Annotated in this window: 18 protein-coding genes; 16 read left to right on the forward strand and 2 right to left on the reverse strand. The window is 42.9% G+C overall.

What is annotated here, in order from left to right; all coding sequences use genetic code 11:
* Positions 1–47 precede the first annotated feature (47 nt).
* The 8 genes from odhB (at position 48) to AC0J5Y_RS00615 (ending at position 10,526) form a co-directional block, all read left to right on the forward strand.
* Positions 48–1,280 (forward strand): 2-oxoglutarate dehydrogenase complex dihydrolipoyllysine-residue succinyltransferase, encoded by a 1,233-nt coding sequence (gene odhB, locus AC0J5Y_RS00580; RefSeq protein ID WP_475131062.1) that lies wholly within the window; start codon positions 48–50, stop codon positions 1,278–1,280.
* 259 nt (positions 1,281–1,539) lie between these two features.
* Complete coding sequence (lpdA, locus tag AC0J5Y_RS00585) at positions 1,540–2,991, forward strand: dihydrolipoyl dehydrogenase (RefSeq protein WP_475131063.1); 1,452 nt, start codon at positions 1,540–1,542, stop codon at positions 2,989–2,991.
* Between the two features lie 214 nt (positions 2,992–3,205).
* The gene (gene sucC, locus AC0J5Y_RS00590) at positions 3,206–4,372 is read left to right on the forward strand and encodes an ADP-forming succinate--CoA ligase subunit beta (protein WP_475131064.1); all 1,167 of its coding nucleotides are present in this window, start codon (positions 3,206–3,208) and stop codon (positions 4,370–4,372) included.
* A 104-nt stretch (positions 4,373–4,476) separates the two neighbouring features.
* The gene (sucD, locus tag AC0J5Y_RS00595; protein WP_475131065.1) at positions 4,477–5,352 is read left to right on the forward strand and encodes a succinate--CoA ligase subunit alpha; all 876 of its coding nucleotides are present in this window, start codon (positions 4,477–4,479) and stop codon (positions 5,350–5,352) included.
* Between the two features lie 107 nt (positions 5,353–5,459).
* On the forward strand, positions 5,460–6,500 hold the full coding sequence (galE, locus tag AC0J5Y_RS00600) for a UDP-glucose 4-epimerase GalE (RefSeq protein ID WP_475131066.1): 1,041 nt from the start codon (positions 5,460–5,462) through the stop codon (positions 6,498–6,500).
* A gap of 53 nt (positions 6,501–6,553) precedes the next feature.
* Positions 6,554–7,438, forward strand: a complete 885-nt coding sequence (locus tag AC0J5Y_RS00605; protein WP_475131067.1) for a UTP--glucose-1-phosphate uridylyltransferase — start codon at positions 6,554–6,556, stop codon at positions 7,436–7,438.
* A 3-nt stretch (positions 7,439–7,441) separates the two neighbouring features.
* Positions 7,442–9,109 carry a glucose-6-phosphate isomerase gene (gene pgi, locus AC0J5Y_RS00610; RefSeq protein WP_475131068.1) on the forward strand — a complete coding sequence of 556 codons (1,668 nt, stop codon included), beginning with the start codon at positions 7,442–7,444 and terminating at the stop codon, positions 9,107–9,109.
* 37 nt (positions 9,110–9,146) lie between these two features.
* Positions 9,147–10,526, forward strand: coding sequence for a UDP-glucose/GDP-mannose dehydrogenase family protein (locus AC0J5Y_RS00615; protein ID WP_475131069.1), 1,380 nt, complete (start codon positions 9,147–9,149; stop codon positions 10,524–10,526).
* A gap of 155 nt (positions 10,527–10,681) precedes the next feature.
* Here AC0J5Y_RS00615 and AC0J5Y_RS00620 read toward each other — a convergent pair whose 3' ends face one another.
* Positions 10,682–12,169, reverse strand: a complete 1,488-nt coding sequence (locus tag AC0J5Y_RS00620; protein ID WP_475131070.1) for a phosphohexomutase domain-containing protein — start codon at positions 12,167–12,169, stop codon at positions 10,682–10,684.
* Positions 12,170–12,325: 156 nt separating this feature from the next.
* Here AC0J5Y_RS00620 and mazG point away from each other — a divergent pair, with 156 nt between their 5' ends.
* The 8 genes from mazG (at position 12,326) to yjgA (ending at position 19,971) form a co-directional block, all read left to right on the forward strand.
* A complete protein-coding gene (gene mazG / locus AC0J5Y_RS00625) occupies positions 12,326–13,189 on the forward strand; it encodes a nucleoside triphosphate pyrophosphohydrolase (protein ID WP_475131071.1) in 864 nt (287 codons plus the stop codon).
* 73 nt (positions 13,190–13,262) lie between these two features.
* Positions 13,263–13,574, forward strand: a complete 312-nt coding sequence (locus tag AC0J5Y_RS00630; protein ID WP_475131072.1) for a ComEA family DNA-binding protein — start codon at positions 13,263–13,265, stop codon at positions 13,572–13,574.
* Between the two features lie 164 nt (positions 13,575–13,738).
* Positions 13,739–15,985 carry a polynucleotide adenylyltransferase PcnB gene (pcnB, locus tag AC0J5Y_RS00635; RefSeq protein ID WP_475131073.1) on the forward strand — a complete coding sequence of 749 codons (2,247 nt, stop codon included), beginning with the start codon at positions 13,739–13,741 and terminating at the stop codon, positions 15,983–15,985.
* A 34-nt stretch (positions 15,986–16,019) separates the two neighbouring features.
* Positions 16,020–16,586 carry a 2-amino-4-hydroxy-6-hydroxymethyldihydropteridine diphosphokinase gene (gene folK / locus AC0J5Y_RS00640; RefSeq protein WP_475131074.1) on the forward strand — a complete coding sequence of 189 codons (567 nt, stop codon included), beginning with the start codon at positions 16,020–16,022 and terminating at the stop codon, positions 16,584–16,586.
* A gap of 67 nt (positions 16,587–16,653) precedes the next feature.
* Positions 16,654–17,454 carry a 3-methyl-2-oxobutanoate hydroxymethyltransferase gene (gene panB / locus AC0J5Y_RS00645; RefSeq protein WP_475131075.1) on the forward strand — a complete coding sequence of 267 codons (801 nt, stop codon included), beginning with the start codon at positions 16,654–16,656 and terminating at the stop codon, positions 17,452–17,454.
* Positions 17,455–17,505: 51 nt separating this feature from the next.
* A complete protein-coding gene (panC, locus tag AC0J5Y_RS00650; protein ID WP_475131076.1) occupies positions 17,506–18,369 on the forward strand; it encodes a pantoate--beta-alanine ligase in 864 nt (287 codons plus the stop codon).
* 59 nt (positions 18,370–18,428) lie between these two features.
* Positions 18,429–19,391, forward strand: coding sequence for an RNase adapter RapZ (gene rapZ, locus AC0J5Y_RS00655; RefSeq protein WP_475131077.1), 963 nt, complete (start codon positions 18,429–18,431; stop codon positions 19,389–19,391).
* 67 nt (positions 19,392–19,458) lie between these two features.
* Complete coding sequence (gene yjgA / locus AC0J5Y_RS00660) at positions 19,459–19,971, forward strand: ribosome biogenesis factor YjgA (protein ID WP_011512503.1); 513 nt, start codon at positions 19,459–19,461, stop codon at positions 19,969–19,971.
* 151 nt (positions 19,972–20,122) lie between these two features.
* Here yjgA and AC0J5Y_RS00665 read toward each other — a convergent pair whose 3' ends face one another.
* Positions 20,123–20,743: a thiol:disulfide interchange protein DsbA/DsbL gene (locus tag AC0J5Y_RS00665; RefSeq protein WP_475131078.1), complete on the reverse strand. Its 621-nt coding sequence runs from the start codon at positions 20,741–20,743 to the stop codon at positions 20,123–20,125.
* Positions 20,744–21,035 lie beyond the last annotated feature (292 nt).

Raw genomic sequence — 21,035 nt, forward strand, 5'->3', positions numbered from 1 at the left:
CACGACTTAATTATAAATAGTAATATCCAAATCTAAGGAGTATATCGATGGCTGAAATTAAAGCCCCCGTTTTTCCAGAATCGGTTGCCGATGGTACAATCGTTGAATGGCATGTCACTGAAGGTCAGCAAGTAAACCGTGATGACCTATTAGCTGAAATCGAAACTGATAAAGTTGTATTAGAAGTGGTCGCGCCTGACAACGGTGTTGTAACCCGAATTGTTAAGCAAGTAGATGACACGGTATTGTCTGATGAGCTGATTGCTGAATTTGAAGCCGGTGCTAGCGCCAGTGCTGAAGCGGCTCCTGCCGTTGATCCAGATCAACCAGCTGCACCAGTACAACTTAAGCAAGCAACAGATGGTGGCGAGCCAGCACAAGCCTCTGCTGAATCTGATCATAAAGATCAAAGCCCTGCAGTGCGTAAAGCAGCCAAAGAATCTGGCGTAGATCCTAAAAACGTCGAAGGCAGTGGTCGCGGCGGTCGTGTGACTAAAACTGACATGTCAAATCCAACGTTAAAAGCGGACAGCTCAATCACTTCTGATAGTGGTCGTCCTGTTGCTGAAGCAGTTGGTGAGCGTACTGAAAAACGCGTACCAATGACACGTCTACGTAAAACAATTGCGAATCGTCTGCTAGCTGCTTCTCAAGAAACAGCAATGCTAACCACGTTTAACGAAGTCAACATGAAACCGTTGATGGATATGCGTACTAAATATAAAGATCAGTTTGAAAAGCGTCATGGTACACGTTTAGGCTTCATGTCGTTATTCGTAAAAGCGGCGACTGAAGCCCTAAAACGCTATCCAGCTGTGAACGCGTCATTAGACGGTGATGATATCGTTTATCATGGTTACTATGACATCGGTGTTGCCGTATCTTCTAACCGTGGTCTAGTAGTTCCAGTATTGCGTGATACTGATCGCATGAGCATGGCTGATGTTGAAGCCAAGATTCGTGAATTTGGTGGTAAAGCACAAGAAGGCAAACTTGGTTTGGATGAGATGACGGGCGGTACGTTCACTATCTCAAACGGCGGTGTATTTGGTTCACTGATGTCAACACCTATCTTGAATCCACCACAAACTGCTATCTTGGGTATGCATGCCATCAATGACCGCCCTATGGCAGTTAACGGTGAAGTTAAAATCTTGCCTATGATGTATCTTGCGCTGTCTTATGACCATCGTATGATTGATGGTAAAGAGGCGGTACAATTCTTAGTAACACTGAAAGAATTGGTTGAAGACCCTACTATGCTACTTTTAGATCTTTAAGTTTTTAGGCTTGTATCAGTCATAACTGATACAAGCTTTTTAGCTTTGTATAGATTATCTTCTAATGCCTTTTAGCTTTTTCAGTTCTATCTTATGAGCAATGAGCTAAGAATACTCAGCAGCCATCTTTATCATCTTTTTAAACGCATCTATTATCTAGCATTTAGTTATCGAATGGATAAGTCGATGGTTTACTAACGAGATAAAATTGGTTTATATGATACCTAACATTAAACTAAAATTAAAATAGGAACGTATTATGAAAGACAATTACGATTTAGTCGTCATCGGCGGCGGACCTGGTGGTTATGAAGCCGCAATCCGTGCAGGACAGCTTGGTATGAGTGTCGCTTGTATCGAAAAACGCGTTTATAAAGGCGAGCCTGCACTTGGGGGTACTTGCTTAAACGTCGGTTGTATCCCATCGAAAGCATTGCTTGACAGCTCACATCGCTATGAAGCCACTAAGCACGACCTTAATGAGCATGGTATTACTACTGGTGAAGTTGCTATCGATATCGAGCAAATGATTGCTCGTAAAGAAGGCATTGTTAAGCAGCTAACTGGCGGTGTTGCTGCGTTGTTGAAAGGTAATGGGGTTGACTGGCTACAAGGCTGGGGCACATTAGAAGATGGCAAGGGCGCTGATAAAAAAGTGAAATTTACCGCCCTTGCTGATGATAGTGAAACCATGATTACCGCTAAAAACGTTATTTTAGCTGCCGGTTCAGTACCGATTGATATTCCAGTTGCCAAAACTGATGGCGATCGCATCGTTGATTCTACTGGCGCGCTTGACTTCACTGCTGTACCTAAGCGTTTAGGCGTAATCGGTGCCGGTGTTATCGGTCTTGAACTTGGTTCAGTATGGCGCCGCCTTGGTGCAGAAGTTGTCGTATATGAAGCACTACCTAGCTTTTTGGCTGCGGCTGACAAAGATGTCGCTAAAGAAGCGGGAAAAATGCTGAAAAAGCAAGGTCTTGATATCCGTGTTGATACCAAAGTGACCAATGCTGAAGTGAAAGGCGATCAAGTCATCGTTACTAGTGAAACCAAAGGTGAATCTAGTGAAGAAAGCTTTGATAAGCTGATCGTTTGTGTCGGTCGCCGTGCTTATTCTGAAAAATTACTTGGCGAAGACAGTGGTATTCAATTGACCGAACGTGGTTTGATTGATGTCAATGATCAGTGCAAAACCAATCTTGATGGTGTTTATGCAATTGGTGACTTGGTACGTGGTCCTATGCTTGCGCATAAAGCCATGGAAGAGGGCATGATGGCTGTTGAGCGTATTCATGGCGAAAAAGCACAAGTGAATTACGATACTATCATCAACGTCATCTATACGCATCCAGAAATCGCATGGGTTGGTTTGACTGAGCAAGAAGCAGAAGCCGCCGGCTATGAAGTCAAAACAGGTTCATTTAACCTAGCTGCAAACGGTCGTGCTCTTGCTCAAAGTGAAGCTCAAGGCTCTATCAAAGTCGTTGCTGATGCCAAAACAGACCGTTTATTAGGCATGCATGCGATTTCTGCTGGTGCCGGTGATATCGTCCATCAAGGTATGATTGCGATGGAATTTGTCTCTAGTATCGAAGATTTGCAGTTGATGACATTTGCGCATCCAACGATCTCTGAAGCTGTCCATGAAGCAGCATTGTCAGCAGATGGTCGTGCTATTCACGCCATTCAGCGTAAAAAACGTAAATAATTTTAACCGCTTAAAGTGTTTTGTATAAAAATATTTTAAGTGTATTAAATGGTTATTAGATGATGACATGACCATCGCCCTATTAAAATAGCTGTTTTGAGTTACTATTTTTAAATAACTATTTAAGTAAGGCGTTGGTTTTAAGTACCGTAGAACACTCTACAATGTATGGGTTTTCATTTTTTATTAATGGTAAAAATAAAGGATTCAATCAATGAATTTACATGAGTATCAAGCAAAAGAGCTACTAAAAAGCTACGGCTTGCCAATTCAAGAAGGCATCATTGCCTATAGTGGCGACGAAGCAGCAGCAGCTTTTGACAAAACCCCAACGGATATCGCTGTCATCAAAGCGCAGGTTCATGCTGGTGGTCGCGGTAAAGCGGGCGGTGTGAAACTGGTTAAGACACGTGAAGAAGCTAAGCAAGTAGCAGAAGAGCTTATCGGTAAAAACCTTGTAACCTATCAAACCGATGCCGCTGGTCAGCCAGTTAACTTCGTTTTGGTTGCAGAAGATATGTACCCAGTACAAACTGAGCTATATCTTGGCGCTGTTGTTGATCGCTCTTCACGTCGCGTGACGTTCATGGCATCAACTGAAGGCGGTGTTGAGATTGAGAAAGTTGCAGAAGAGACGCCAGAGAAAATCTTTAAAGTAAATATCGATCCATTGGTTGGTTTATTGCCATTCCAAGCGCGTGAAGTGGCGTTTAAATTGGGTCTTGAAGGCAAACAAATCAATCAGTTCGTTAAACTAATGACTGGCGCTTATCAAGCATTCGTTGAAAACGACATTGACTTACTTGAAATCAACCCATTAGCGGTTCGTGAAAATGGCGAGATCGTTTGTGTTGATGGTAAAATTGGCATCGATTCAAATGCTTTGTATCGTTTGCCAAAAATTGCTGCGCTACAAGACAAATCACAAGAGAATGAGCGTGAGCTGAAAGCGGCTGAGTTTGATCTAAACTATGTTGCCCTAGAAGGCAATATCGGTTGTATGGTAAACGGTGCTGGTCTTGCAATGGCTACGATGGACATCATCAAATTGTACGGCGGCAAGCCTGCTAACTTCTTGGATGTTGGCGGCGGTGCAACCAAAGATCGCGTTGTTGAAGCATTCAAGATCATTCTTGAGGACAGCAGCGTTGAAGGTGTTTTGATTAACATCTTTGGTGGTATCGTACGTTGTGACATGATTGCAGAAGCCATCATCGCTGCGATCAAAGAAGTTGACGTTAAAGTACCAGTTGTTGTCCGTCTAGAGGGTAACAATGCTGAGCTTGGCGCACAAATTCTAGAAGAATCTGGTCTGAAATTGATCTCAGCTCAAGGTTTATCAGACGCCGCTCAAAAAATTGTTGACGCTGTTAAAGCTTAATTGCTCAAGAGTATAAGGCGTTTGCTGTTATTCTACCGACGTTAACATTTAACGTGGCAGGATAGGCAAGCGCCGACAAGACAACCGCATACAAGGATAAGATAATGAGTGTATTAATTGATAAAGACACCAAAGTATTGGTGCAAGGTTTTACCGGTAAAAATGGTACGTTCCACTCAGAACAAGCCATCGAATATGGTACTAAAGTTGTTGGCGGCGTAACCCCTGGTAAAGGCGGTCAAACGCATCTAGGTTTGCCAGTATTCAACACTATGTCTGAAGCAATGGCAGCCACCCAAGCAGATGCTTCTGTTATCTATGTACCAGCCCCTTTTGTACTAGATTCTATCATCGAAGCAATTGACGCTGGTGTGAAGCTAATTGTTGTGATCACTGAAGGCGTACCAACGCTTGATATGCTAAAAGCCAAACGCTACCTTGAAACAGCAGGCGATGTACGTCTAATCGGTCCTAACTGCCCAGGCGTTATCACCCCAGGTCAGTGCAAAATCGGCATCATGCCAGGTCATATCCATTTACCAGGTAAAGTGGGTATCATCTCACGTTCTGGTACTTTGACTTATGAAGCCGTTGCTCAAACCACTAAACTTGGTTTTGGTCAATCAACCTGTATCGGTATCGGTGGCGATCCGATCCCTGGTATGAACCAGATTGATGCGCTTAAATTGTTCCAAGAAGATCCACAAACTGAAGCAATTATCCTAATCGGTGAAATCGGTGGTACTGCTGAAGAAGAAGCGGCCGCTTATATCAAAGACCATGTAACTAAGCCAGTGGTTGGTTATATTGCTGGTGTAACTGCTCCTGAAGGTAAGCGTATGGGTCATGCCGGCGCTATCATCTCTGGTGGTCAAGGTACAGCTGAAGATAAATTTAAAGCGTTCGAAGCGGCAGGTATTGCTTACACGCGTGACCCATCAAAATTGGGCGAGAAGCTAAAAGACGTGACAGGCTGGTAGTATCAGCAGCTAACTGACTGTTAATACTCAAATGACGTTGAAAAATAATGAAGGCACCCCTACAATGGGGTGTCTTTTTTTGTTTAAAAATAGCTTTGGATATCAATATGGAAAATAATAAAAATAAAATATTAGTGACTGGAGGCGCAGGATATATCGGTTCACATACTTGTATTGCACTGCATGAAGCAGGCTACGAGGTGGTGATATACGACAATTTATCCAATAGCAGTTTTGAGGCAGTAAATCGTGTCTCAACCCTTATTGGGCAGCCTATTGACTTTATCGAAGGCGACATTCGTGATGCTGATTCACTCAGGCAAGTATTTGCCGCGCATCAATTTTTTGGCGTGATTCATTTTGCTGGCTTAAAAGCGGTTGGCGAATCTGTAGCTCAGCCCTTGATGTATTATGATAATAATGTGAATGGTACGATTACCTTACTTAAAATCATGGCTGAATATGAGGTTAGCAGTCTGGTCTTTTCTTCATCAGCTACGGTCTACGGTGATCCTGAGGTGTTACCCATTACTGAGGAATCACCGCGTTCCTCTACCAACCCTTATGGACAGAGTAAGCTTACGGTTGAGCATGTTCTAGAAGATTTAGCGCTATCAGATAACAGCTGGAGCCTGATTCCTCTAAGGTACTTTAATCCAGTAGGCGCACACCCATCTGGACAAATTGGCGAAGATCCCAATGATACCCCAAATAATTTAATGCCATATATCTCACAAGTTGCGGTCGGCAAGCTTGATCAATTAAGTGTTTTTGGCAATGATTATCCTACTGTCGATGGTACGGGGGTGCGCGACTTTATACATGTCACGGACCTCGCACAAGGTCATGTCGCCGCGCTCAATTATCTAAAACAGCAAAAGAAAAGCTTAGGTTTTCTTCCGATCAATTTAGGATCAGGTAAGGGAACGTCTGTATTAGAGTTGGTTAGAGCTTTCTCTGCCGTATCAGCTAAAGATATTCCTTTTCAATTCGTTGGGCGACGAGCTGGTGATATTGCCAGTTGCTATGCTAGTGCTGATAAAGCACAAGAGTTACTAGGATGGAAGGCAAGCTTGTCTATTACTGATATGTGCCAAGATACATGGCGTTGGCAGAGCATAAATCCAAATGGTTATAACTCAATATAAGTATTATAGAAAACAAACCCTTATCCACTCTTATTAAGTATGTATTAATCCTTATGAAAAAAATTACTCACGCCGTGATACCCGTTGCAGGCTTTGGTACTCGTATGTTGCCATTGTCTAAGTCAGTACCCAAAGAGCTATTGCCGCTTGGTAATCGTCCTGCCATCCATTATGTGGTGGAAGAAGCCATTGCTGCCGGCATTAAGCATATTGTCTTGGTTGGTCATGCACAAAAAAGTGCTATTGAAAATTACTTTGATCTTAATGCCGAGCTTGACAATCAATTGCGTGTTAAAGGTAAGAACGAGCTAGCAGATAGCTTAAATTGGCTACCAAATGATGTAACCATATCGATGATACGTCAAGGTAAACCATTGGGTTTGGGGCATGCGGTGCTTGCCGCCCGTCCAATTATTGGTGAGCATGATTTTGCAGTACTGCTGCCAGATGTGGTGCTTGATCCTTTTAATGGTGATATGTCTGCTGATAATTTAGCTTTTATGATTGATGCTTTCGCCAATGACAACCATTCGCAAATATTGGTCGATAAAGTAGCCGATGAAGACGTACATAAATACGGTATCGCTAAATTAAGTGAAGCGCTTATGGATAAGGGCGATATAGATGATAAAACAGATAAGAATGTCAGTTTTAAAGTGGCAGGTTTTGTAGAAAAGCCAAATCTCTCTGATGCGCCATCCAGACTCGCTGTGGTTGGTCGTTATGTCTTTAGTCATCATATTTTTGATTATCTGGCGAATACCCAAGCCTCAGTTGGCGGAGAAATTCAACTGACGGATGCTATTGATGCGCTTATCAGTGAGTATGGTGTCAATGTCACGACCATGCGTGGTAACAGTTATGATGCTGGCGATATGCGCTCTTATATGCAAGCTTTTATATATTTTGCTCAGCAGCAATTAGCCGATGAAGAGTAGTTAATGAACGATACAAAACACAATAAAGTCTATAGCAGTGCCCGCCATTCTAAATATTGGCATAAGCTGAAAGCAGCAGCTGAGTCGAAGTGGTCATTAGCTGCCTTGTTTGCACAAGACAATACACGTACCCAACGTTTTAGTGCGCAAAGTGGGGCGCTGTATATGGACTATAGCAAGCAATGTCTAGATGATACTGTGCTAGAAAGTTTATTAAATCTGGCAAATAGTTGTGAATTGTCTGCTCGTATTCAGTCCTTGCTACAAGGGGCGATGGTAAATACCAGCGAAGAACGTGCCGCTTTGCATACTGCACTACGATTGCCCACCACAGCAAACTTACAACTTGATACGCAAGATGTGGTCGCTGATGTCCATCAAAGTTTGGGGCAAGTTGAACGCTTATCTGAGCGTGTACGCAGTGGAACATGGCGCGGGTTTTCAGGTAAAGCGATTACAGATGTTGTTAATATCGGTGTAGGGGGTTCTGACTTAGGGCCACTGATGGCAACCACTGCCCTTGATGAGTGGGCAGATACCTGTGTTGAGGTCCATTTTGTCTCCAATATGGATGGCACGCAGCTGGATAATTTACTAAAACATCTAAATCCTGAAACCACTTTATTTATTATTTCATCTAAATCCTTTGGTACCATTGATACCTTATCCAATGCCAAAACGGCACTATCATGGCTGCTTGCAACCGCAAAGCTGCGTGCGGGCACTGAAGACAGTGTATTACGTCGTCATTTCATCGGTATCTCGGCCAATAGTGAAAAAATGAGTGATTGGGGTATTCACCCTGAGCACCAGTTGCAACTTTGGGAATGGGTAGGTGGTCGTTTTTCTTTATGGTCAGCGATTGGTCTTGCCATAGCTATTCGTATCGGTATGTCTGGGTTTAGAGAGCTGTTGGCAGGCGCGCATAGTATGGATGAGCATTTTGCGCAGGCGGATTTTGCAGAAAACTTGCCAGTATTATTGGGCTTAATCGCAGTTTGGAATAGTACCTTTTTGCAGGTAAATGCTCATACTGTGCTGCCTTATGATGGGCGCTTGAGCTATTTACCCAGTTATCTAACCCAGCTAGAGATGGAAAGTAATGGTAAATCGGTGACCCAGCATGGTGATCGTATTGATTATGATACCTGTCCGATTTTATGGGGTGAAATTGGTTCCAATGCCCAACATGCTTTTTATCAGCTGCTACATCAAGGAACGCAGCAAGTCTCTTGTGATTTTATCGCTTGTGTACGTCGCTACAGTGATGAGGCAAAAAATACGCCACTACAACAGCAGCATGAACTGTCTTTAGCCAATTGTTTGGCTCAAAGCCGTGTACTGGCTTTTGGTAATGCTGCTATCGCTGAAACGGATAGTCAAATTGCTTGTGATGCTGATAAATATAAATACTACCGAGGCAACCAGCCTTCTACAACCTTGCTAATTGATGAACTTACTCCGCATAGCTTAGGGGCGTTAATCGCGCTTTATGAGCATAAGGTTTATGTCATGGCCAGTATCTGGGATATCAATCCATTTGATCAATGGGGCGTTGAGATGGGTAAGCAGATGGCAGAGTCCGTTCATGATGCGATGCAGCAAGAGGGCAACGCACCATTCGATACCTCAACCAATCAGCTATTAAAACACATCAAACAGCTTTCTTGAGAGCGCTGCTATATTAATAACGACTAAAGGTACACTCATGAGCGCCGAGACTATGGATAAAAACATGCCCCAATCTGAATCCAATTCGTTTAGCTATTTGGCAAAAGAAACTGCTGTCTGCGTACTTATTGGTCATAGTATTGAGGCGGTGACCAGTGCTGTCGTACTGGCAAGTCTTGGTCAGCAAGTGCATTTATACGCAGACCAAGAGATATTGGCGCAGCAGCTACATCAGTATGGCTTTGAGCATCATTTGCAGGCACTATGGCAAATGTATACGCAGCAACAGCACATTATGAATTTTGCACTGCCTAATACCGCTGATAAGCTTATACAGCTTTATGAAGTAGTGAATGATAATGGTGAGAGAAAATCAGTAATCCTATATTGGTTGTTTTTAGACAGTATCGATTCGGTATGGGTAGAGAATGATTGGCTTACCGCTTTTAATCACAGTCAACAGCAGACACAACCGCTCATGATGAGTGGTATTAAGCAGCTTGGCACTATAGATGCATTGTCTCAGCGCTTAAAGCGTGCTTGGGTCTATTATCTACCGTTCGTTTTCTTAAAAGATGGGGATGCTTATAGCTCGATGTTAAATCCGTCACTATGGCTACTCGGTGAAAAAACCTCTAATAGTCGTCATCATTTGGGTATGCTACAGCCATTAATGCAGCATGCGCGTGCTACTCATTATGCCAATATCGCGACTATCGAATTTGCTCGTAGTAGCATCATGGCGATGCTCGCAACTCGGGTCAGTTTTATGAACGAGATGTCGCGCTTGGCGGATAGTCAACAAGTTGATATCCAGCAAGTCAGTCATATCATGGGGCTCGATGAGCGTGTGGGCAGTAGCTACTTGCAGGCGGGCTGGGGGTTTGGTGGTAATACGCTACCGACGGAATTGCTTCAGCTGCAGCAGTCAAGTGAGGCGCAGAGCCTAGCCATGCCGCTATTGCAATCGGTCATTCATATTAATGAAGACCAAAAAGAGCTGATATTCCGTAAATTTTGGCAATATTTTGATGGTTTTATCGATAATAAAACGGTCATGATTTGGGGCGGTAGTTATAAGGCGGGCTCAGGACGGACGGCAGAATCAGCGATTCATCCATTATTGGCATTATTATGGTCGTATAATATTCGCACGTTGGTTTATAGCGATAAAGCGCAAACGGAGCTTGCCGTGCTTTATAAGCAGCAGCCATTACTTCAGTTGATAAACAATCCTTATCAACAGCTTAATGAGGCGCAGGCAATCTTTATTATCAGCTGGTTGCCAGAGAACCGACTAGATATTGCGAAGCTTAATGAGCAAGCGATGCCCATATTCGATGCGCAAAATGCCTTGTCACGAACGCAGATAGATGGTCTAGTCAGCGACTATATGGGGATTGGTCGCGCCAAATAAGGCTTTCTATCAGGTGTAAAATAAGCTCAGTAGACAAACAGTTATTAGACTAAAGCTAAATAAAAGCGCCGATTAATTTTTATATTAATCAGCGCTTTTTTTATTCTTATAAGTTCAGAATGTCTTTACTTTATTCAGTATGGCAGCTATTCATATTAAGCAGGTACAGCACCTTTACTGGCAAGCCATTGTTGAATCTCTTGGGTTTTGCCTTGTAATAAATCCTTATCACCGCGACTTTCAATATTTAACCGAACTAATGGTTCAGTATTTGAGGCACGTAAGTTAAAACGCCATTCGCCAAAGTTGAGGCTTAAGCCATCAAGGGTGGATTTAACTGGATTGTCGGCACTAAACTTCTCTTCGATTGCTTTAATAATCGCCTGCGCATCATGCGTGGTCAGATGAAAGTTCAGCTCGCCTGAGCTTGGATACGCTTTAATATAACCGCTGACCAATTCTGACAAGGTTTTACCAGTAATCGATAATAGCTCAATGGTTAGCAGCCAAGGAATCATGCCGCTATCACAGTAGAAAAAATCACGGAAATAATGATGCGCTGACATCTCGCCGCCATACACTGCGCCAGAATCACGCATGACTTGCTTAATAAATGAGTGCCCAGATTTACTAATAACCGCTTTGCCATTATGCTCATGAATGACCGCTTCGGTGTTATAAATTACCCGTGGATCATAAACAATCGACTCGTCCACATACTTATTTAAAAAGGCTTGCGCTAGCATTCCGACGACATAGCTACCATCGATAAATTCCCCGTATTCATCGAATAAGAAACAGCGGTCAAAATCACCATCAAAGGCAATGCCAAGGTCGGCTTTATTCTGTAACACAGCTTGCTGAGTGGCAGTTCTATTAGCCAAAATCATTGGGTTAGGGATGCCGTTTGGAAAGCTGCCATCAGGGGCATGATGCAATTTAATGACTTCAATCGGTGCGCCAGCTTGTGCTAACTTATCGATTAACAAATCAACCACTGGCCCTGCGCTACCATTGCCTGAATTGATAACCAGCTTAAGTGGTTTTAATTTATCAATATCGATGAAAGTCATCACATGATCGATATAGGCGCTTTTATCCGTCAGTAATTGTAGGTTTCCTAACGTATTGTCAGTGGTGAATTGCCCTGATTCTGCCAATGCTTGAATCTCTGCCAAGCCATCATCGGCGCTAATCGGTTTTGAGTGCTCTTTGACCAGTTTCAAGCCGTTATAGTTAATCGGATTATGACTTGCCGTGACTTCGATACCGCCCAACGCCTGATAATAGCTAGTAGCAAAGTAGACCTCTTCCGTTCCTGTCATGCCTAAATCGATAACGTCGACGCCAGCATCTAGCATACCTTTGATGGAGGCTTGTTTTAACTGTTCACTTGAATGACGGATATCGCTACCAATCACGATAGCTGCTTTTACGTCTTGTAAGTCAGTGGGGGTATCAGCTGTGTTATAACGCTCGAATAAAATCTGGGCAAAAGCACGTCCGATACGGTAAGCGATGTTTTCGTCTAGATTGACGCCAAGCTCGCCGCGAATATCGTAAGCTTTAAATGAATCAATTTTAATCGGTGCGAACTGGGTTTGAGTCGCATAGCTGGCATTATTCGTATCGGATGTGGGCATAACGATAAAATCCTTGCGTTTAAGCAGTGAGATGATGATTAAGTAGATTACTCAATTATAAGCTAATCAATGTTCAATGCTACACTAACGACAAAATCGTTATAAACTTAATATGGTTTTATTCAATAATCAATAAAAGTATAAGAGTGTTTTCTTATGATTAACCCGAAAAATAAAGTTAAAATACCAACACCAGTACAAGGAACGCCAGAAGCAAGTGGCGAATTAGCAGATTTGTTGTCCTTAATGGCACGGCTGCGAGCAGATTGTCCATGGGATAAAAAGCAAACCAACCACAGCCTTATTCCCTACGCAATTGAGGAGTCTTATGAGCTAGGGGAGGCGGTACAAAGTAATGATGATGAAGACATCAAAGGCGAGCTTGGCGATGTGCTGCTGCAAGTGATTTTTCATTGTCAGATTTACGCTGAACAAGAGCGATTTGATATTAGTGATGTGATTACCACTCTACAAGAAAAGCTGATTCGTCGGCATCCGCATGTGTTTGAAGCAGAAACGCTTAAAGATGAAGCAGCGGTAAAAGAACGCTGGGATGAGATTAAAGCAGAAGAGCAACAAGTACGCGAAGCGCGTGGTAAGCCCAAACATCGTTTAGACAACACCAAAGCAGGCAGCGCGCTCATGCAAGCGCAAGATGTGCAAAAACAGGCGGCAAAACTGGGTTTTGATTGGGAAGGCGTCAGCGGTGCATTTGATAAACTCGATGAAGAAATTGCCGAGCTAAAAAGTGAGTTGACAGATAAATCCAATATCGAAATCAAAGCCAATATCAGAGAGATTGAAAAAGAGCTTGGTGATTGCATGTTTGCGCTGGTTAATGTGGCACGCAAATTAAACCTTGATGCGGAAACAGCAACGCTGACCTGTGTACATAAATTTAAATCGCGTTTTGGCTATATTGAAGATCAACTAGCCGCTGCTGGCAAGCGCTTAGAAGATAGCAATATTAATGAAATGGACGCATTATGGGAAGCGGCTAAACAATATGAATGCACCTAGTAAGTATTTACTCGCTACCTTGCTCCCTAAATTATTCCAAAAAAGGAGTTTTTATTTAGTGGGCATGTTTGCTATGATTTTTACGTCAATTAATGCTGCTAATTCAGCACCGTGTTTTGATAATGCCCGAAGTGCTTATAACTACTTACTGACGCAAGAGACCGTGCAAACTCAAGCACGTATGCAGTCAATCATTAATATTAATCGAGCAACAGAAGGTGAGCTTACGTTGCTACATGGTATCGGTAGCAATAAGGCGCAAGCCATTATCCTATATCGTGAGATGTTTGGCAGTTTTAGAACGGTTGATGAGTTGACAAAGGTAAAGGGTATTGGCGCAAAAACCGTTGATAAAAATCGAGGACGTTTGACCGTGCAAGATTAATCGCTGTATTTTACTTTAATTAACCCCAATATTGACAAAATAGCATGTAAGTAACTGTCTAAATACACCCACCATGGCCAAAATTTGTTAAACTAGCACGTACATCCGCCTGATTGACGCTGTGTTCGTCAGGGTGGTTAAGAAAAAAGGCAAGGAGTAGATGCATGGCCGAGCGTGCCGCCAAGCAGTTAGAACTTAATAAATCTGAATTACCCAATTCTATTACCGAAGTGATCGCAACCCTAACCCGAGCTGGGTTTGACGCCTATATCGTCGGTGGTGGCGTGCGTGATACCTTGCTAGGACTGCGTCCAAAAGATTTTGACGCGGTCACTGATGCTAAGCCCCATGAGATTAAAGATGTCTTTGGTAAGCGCTGCCGTATTATCGGTCGCCGTTTTCAGTTGGCGCATGTGTACTCTGGGCGTGAGCTTATCGAAGTAGCCACCTTCCGTGGTCCACCTATCAATGATTCTAATACCAATCAAGACGGTATGATTCTACGCGACAATGTATGGGGTGATATCAAACAAGACTTTGCCCGTCGTGATTTTTCTATCAATGCCCTGTATTATCAGCCGCTTAAAGGCATAGTTCATGATTTTTGCGACGCGCTTGAAGATATTGACAATAAAATTATCCGTTTATTAGGCAATGCACCGATTCGTATTGAAGAAGATCCGGTCAGATTGCTGCGTGCCTTGCGTTTCAAAGCAAAATTGGGTTTCGAGTTTGATAGCGAATTAGCCGCACAGTTCCATGATGGCAACTGGTCATTACTTGAACAAATCTCTCCGCACCGTCTGTATGATGAAACGCAAAAGATGTTTACCGGTGGTTATTTAGTACCATTATTACCCTTATTGTTCGATTCAGGCGCGATTGATAGTCTCATCATTTATCCGCCTTCTGAGCCAAGTGCCTTAGTTAAGCAAGTCGCTATCAATACCGACAAACGTATTGCTGCTGGCAAAAGTATCAACCCAGCATTCTTTTATGCCGCTTTGCTGTGGGAGAACTATTTACATCAACTAGAAAAAGCCAAAAAGCGCAATATGCCTTTTGCGGATGCACAAATGCATGCAGCAGGCAAAGTGATTGATCGTCAACGTATCAAGACTGCCATTCCAAAATTTGCTGAACAGTTTATTCGTGATATCTGGATATTACAGCCAAAACTGGCCGCACCGCGTAGCAAACAGATTGTACAGCTATCTGAGCATCCACGTTTTCGTGCCGGTTTTGATTTCTTATTATTGCGCGAGCAGTGCGGCGATGCAGAGCATCCACTTTCTGAATCGACCAATGATATGGGCGAGTGGTGGCAGACCTATCAAACCTTGACTGTGCAACAGCAGGCTCAAGCGATTGATGACTTTGATGAAAATATCCGCCGTGGTGCTTATAAACAAGGTCAGCGTGGTCGTGGACGCAATCGTCAAAAGCAGCAGAACTCGGATGGCAATGCTAAGGTCAGTCAGTTGGATAATGATTATCAAGGGAAAGCGCTGAGTAATGGTCATGCAAAACCAGCAATGGCTAATGATGCCTCAAATGTGCCATCACATCGTCGCCGTGCCAGTCAGCATACTTCTGCTAATAGTAAAAGTTATAGCCCGCAGCAACTCACACAAGACAATAATGAGCTGGCACAGTTGCAGCAATTGTCTTTGGCGAGCAGTAATAATGGTAGCAATCAGCAGCATACGCCAAAACCTGCACCATTGTTTGTCATAGAACACGGCAACGTTGTACCGCCTTTGAAAAAGCAGCTATCTGATTCAGATAAAGCACTGCCTAAAGCGTCTATTCGAAAAGTGCTTGGGCAAGCAACAGTTAGTAAAAAGGCATCAGCTGATAGTCAGTCGCAGCCGCAAGAAAAAGCTGTTAATAAAGCGAGTGACTTAAATAATAGATCGCATGCACCAAAAGAATCAGTGAATACTCAGGTGTCTTCAAACAATGCTCGTAGTACTATTTATAAAGAACGCAACGCTGCTCAGTCTCCAGCACTTGTTAGTATGAATAATGAGCCGATACCGCACAAGCGCCGTCGTCGTCAGCCTACTGTGATTGAAAATAGTGATATTGTCGCAGAGGCTAGTAGTGCTAAAGAAGCAACGACAATAGACACTAGTAATGAGATATTATCTGGGAAGTACGCAAAAAAAGTGCCTAAATCAGCTGTTCACTCTACTGATAATGCCATTGATAAAGCGCCGAAACCTGCTAAAGCATCAAGTACTAAGTCTACTAAAGCTAAAAGAGACGCTAGTAGTCGAAGTGCTACTAATCAAAGTTCTAACGAACTGCAAGATGCTGATAAAGTAGCTAACAGTAACATGAATGCCAATAAAGGCCCTGTGCCATCGAAACGTCGCCGTCGTCAGCCAAGTGTCAATGACGCTTAACGTTGACGGCGAATATAAGAGTAAAGTGATAACGATGAACACGCGCTTTAATGATACTGATTTTGATAGAAAATCTATCGCCATTTGCTCTTGGATCACTTGTTATGTTGGCTTGGGTAGCAATCTGGCAAATGATCTTGGGACGCCTGTTGAGCATTTACAGCACGCGTTTGAGATGATGCAAGCGCAAGAAAAGATACGCACTGTGCGTATTTCTTCATTTTATGCCTCGGTACCGATGGGACCACAAAATCAGCCAGATTTTGTGAACGCCGTTGCTGGCTTTGAAACTATATTTACACCGTTTGAGCTGCTAACATTTTGCCAACAGTTGGAGCAGCAAGCAAAACGTGCCCGCCTGCGTCATTGGGGTGAGCGTAGTCTTGATGTGGATATATTGTTATATGGTGATGAGCGGATTTCTGAGCCAACATTAACGATACCGCATGTAGGTTTGCATGAGCGTAATTTTGTTTTGATACCGTTACGAGAGCTCGCACCTGAGCTAATGATTGTAGGAAAGTCGATAATCGACTATCCTCAAAGCAACGATTGGGTAGGCTTGAAGTTGTTAGAACATGATGCGTCAAGTCATAAATAAAGAGACATTCATTTAAAGTGAATGACAGTTGATTGATATTCAGAAGTATTGAGGATGATATAACGATATGACAACGTTATCTACTTTAAATAAGTTTAAAAAAGACGGTACCAAATTTACTTGTCTGACCTGTTATGACGCCATGTTTGCGCGCATGATGGAAAAAGCGCAGATTGATACGATTTTAATCGGTGATAGCTTGGGTATGGTGGTGCAGGGTCATGATTCAACCTTGCCTGTTACCGTCGATGATATGGCTTACCACACTGCTAATATTGCCCGTAGCAATAAGCAAGCGCTTATTTTAGCGGACTTACCCTTTATGAGCTATGTGACGCTGCCTGAAGCCGTTGCCAATAGCCGTAAGCTGATGCAGGCAGGCGCTCATGTGATTAAAATTGAAGGTGGTCGTGAGCTTTGCGAGTTGATTACAACATTGGCGCAAGCAGGTACGCCAACGTGCGTACATTTGGGATTAACACCGCAGTCGGTAAACATTTTTGGTGGTTATAAAGTCCAAGGTCGCGGTGATGAAGCGGGCAATAAGTTAATAGAAGACGCAAAAGCTGTGGTTGATGCTGGTGCTGCGCTTTTGGTACTGGAATGTGTGCCTGCTGAGCTTGCTAAAGCAGTAACGGAAGCCGTTGCTGTGCCAGTGATTGGTATTGGGGCAGGTGCTGATACTGATGGTCAGGTATTGGTCATGCACGATATGCTCGGTATGGTTCATGGTCGCGCGCCGCGTTTCATCCATGATTTTCTGACTGATGAGCGTAACACTGAGCACAGTATCGAAGGCGCATTTGCCTTGTATCAGCAGTCAGTAAAGGAAGGTAGTTTTCCAGCCGAGCAGCACCAGTTTAGCTAAGCAAATATAGAATTTCAGTAATTAGGTCCATCAGTAAAAGAGCAGTTAACCATGCCGACGATTCATTACCATATCTCAGACTTACGCGTTGCTCTACAGCCTTACCGAACAGCGCAGCGCATTGCCTTAGTACCTACAATGGGTAATCTACACGATGGTCATCTGGAGCTGGTAAAAATTGCCAAACAGCATGCAGATATCGTGGTGGTTAGTATTTTCGTCAATCCAACGCAGTTTGGGATTGGCGAAGACTTTGATAGCTACCCTCGTACCTTAGATGAAGATGTCGCGAAGCTTATCACCGTTGGCGCTGATTATGTTTTTGCTCCTACTATTGATGAGATGTATCCGGTACTACCGCCGATGACTACTATTCTCGCTGGGACTATCACTGAGCAACTATGTGGCAAAACCCGCCCCAATCATTTCGATGGCGTCGGTATTGTTGTCTCTAAGCTCTTCAATATCGTGCAACCTAACATAGCCGTATTTGGGCAAAAAGATTACCAGCAATTAGCTATTATTAAGCAGTTGGTTCGTGATTTGAGCTATTCAATCGATATTATTGGCGCGCCTATTATTCGTGCTACTGATGGCTTAGCGTTATCATCACGCAATCAGTATTTAAGCGAGGCTGAGCGCCAAACAGCGCCTATCTTACAGCAGGAGTTGCAGTATTTAGCCAAACAGATTAGCGATAATAAGCAACCGTTAGAGGTACTTTTGACAGCAGCTCACGAGCGTATTACTAGTGCAGGATTTATGATTGATTATCTAGAAGTAAAAACAACTGAGCTGATGGCTGTTGATGATGAGAGTATCAATAACCATCAAAACTTGGTTGTTTTAGTGGCGGCATGGCTAGGTCGTGCACGCTTGCTAGACAATCGATTGGTCACGATTAATAAAGTTTGATCACACTGCTATTTATAATATTGTTATTTGCGGGATGCAATTTATAAGGATGACGGAACATGCAGGTAAATCAAGACACCCATAATGCTCAACCAAAGCTAACAGATTCTAACGAATCTACTGGAGATAAACTGAGTATATTGGTAGTGTCAGGACGTTCAGGGTCAGGGAAAACCTCGGTACTAAATATCCTTGAAGATCTGGGTTTTTATTCTATTGACAATTTGCCTTTGTCTCTTGTGCCTGAAGCGGCGCAAAAGCTGGTCTGTGATAGTGGAATTAAACGTATTGCTCTTGGGGTGGATATTCGTACGCCGCGCGCAGATCTATCTAACTTTGATGCAATCCATGAGAGTTTAAAGCAGACCTATGGCGAAGAGGCGGTCACGGTGATGTATGTGACGGCGCAAGAAGAGACGCTGGTTGCACGCTTTAATGCCACCCGCCGCATCCATCCGTTGATGGTGCTAGATACCAAAGGCGTAGAAAATAACGTTTATAATCTGCCAGCAGCTATTGAGAAAGAATTACAGCTTTTGCAGCCGATATTCAAGCATGCCGATATCAAGATAGATACCAGTATGCTCAATATCCATCAGCTAAAAGAGCGTCTGCGTGATTATGTGGGTGTAGACAATCAAATCGTGATTAATTTGCTGTCGTTTGGTTTCAAGTATGGCAGCCCTATCGATGCAGACTTCGTTTTTGATGTACGCATCTTACCCAATCCACATTGGAATCCGACACTGCGCTCGGCGACAGGTCTTGACGCCGAAGTGGGTGCGTTTTTTGCGGATTATCCAGAGGTCGCTGAGATGACGAGAGATATCGCTACATTTTTGAATCGTTGGTTACCTGATTTTTTACATAATAATCGTCATACGGTAACGGTTGCCATTGGTTGCACTGGTGGCAAGCACCGCTCGGTATTTATTACCAAACACTTGCAAGACAGGTTGCAAAATAGCTTGCCAGAAAGCTTAACCGTGACGGCGAAACACCGTGAAAAGCATCGCTGGTAGTGTTTGCTAAACCTTTTATACTTAATTTTTTATACCTATTATTTATTTTTAAACATGGAAAGCTTTTATGATTGACTGGTCAGAACAAGATATGCGCGTCTCACGCACAGAGCTCAAAAAAGCTCATGAGCGCTTGCAGCAGTTGTCGATACCGCTTGCCAGCTTGTCGAAGAAACAACTTAAAGCTTTACCTGCCAGCGATTATTTTATGGCGGAATTAATGGCGCTTGCCGATATCACCAGCGCTAATGCCCGTAATCGTCAGACCAAACGTGTTGGTAAGCTTATGATTGAAGAAAACCGCCATGAGCTGATAAAAGCATTATTTGATGCCTATTTTCCTAAAGAGCAAGTTTCTAAAATAGAGAGCTGGTATGAGCGTCTAAATATTAATGATGAAGGTACGCTTAAGCAGTTTGTCAAACAATATAAAGCGTCTGAGCAGCATAGTATGTATCAGCTATTGCTCTGGATTGAGTACGCTAAGCATACAAATGATGAGGAGCTAATGGCAGAGTCAAAAGCAGATTTGGCCAGTTATATCCGTGAAGTTGCTATTTTGACGAATCTAAAAAAATAGCGATGAGAGACATAGGCAAGCGAATTTGGTTTAGTGGATACCTATAAAATACTAAAGATAGAATACTAAAATACGAAAAAGCCAATCAGTAAAGATTGGCTTTTTTAATTGATCAGAAATAGCGTTTTCATATTTTTTTAAAAAACTAATGCTACTTTTTCTCTGCACGTACTTTGTCGACTAGGAAATCAACTACTTTAGGTACAGTAGCACTTTCACCGGTTACCACGTACTTGCCTTGCACAACAACGGCTGGCACACCTGATAACTGGTAACGCTTAGCGCCTGCTTGCGACCGACCGATTTTGGTACCAACAGCAAAAGAGTTATAAAGGCTATTGAATTTCTTTTCGTTCACACCTTTTGAGGCATACCATTTACTTAATGAAGACTGGTCAAATAACTGCTTACCATCTTTATGTACAGCATCAAATAAAGCGTCATGGGTCTTGTTTTCAAAACCCAGTAATTGCGCGGCATAAAAACCACGGGCACTGGCTTCCCAAACAGGGTTTAACGCTGCGGGTGTTTTAAAGAAGGCCACATCTTTATCTTTGTTTTTTGCCCATTTTTCCATGTGTGGATTAAGGACATTACAATGCGGGCAACCATACCAAAAAAACTCACGCACAATGATAGCATCACCGCTGATTTTTTCTGGATTATCTAATACACGATAGTCTTTTCCTGCGACATAATTGGCAGCTTGTGCACCCATATTGGCAAATCCAATAGCGCAAGCCAAACCAGTTAATGCGATGATACGTTTCATACTTATTCCTTGAAATAACGACATTCAGAAGTTTGCTTTAATAGTTATAGCTTTGATAGTCATATAAGTACCAAAGCAAATAAGCAATGACAAAGTCAATAGACGACGATAGGTCGACTGAGTCGACCTACTATAGAATAGCAACTATAATAGCGTAAAATGCGGCAGTTTGTGAACTGGATTCTTAACTAATGGTTGTAATGCTGTCAGTCATTATTTAAGGTATCTTACTTATAGCCTGTTATTCTATTTTTATTGACCTTTAAAGCATCAATAAAGCAGTTCACAATCG

The organism is Psychrobacter sp. TS_SC_6, from assembly GCF_056156305.1.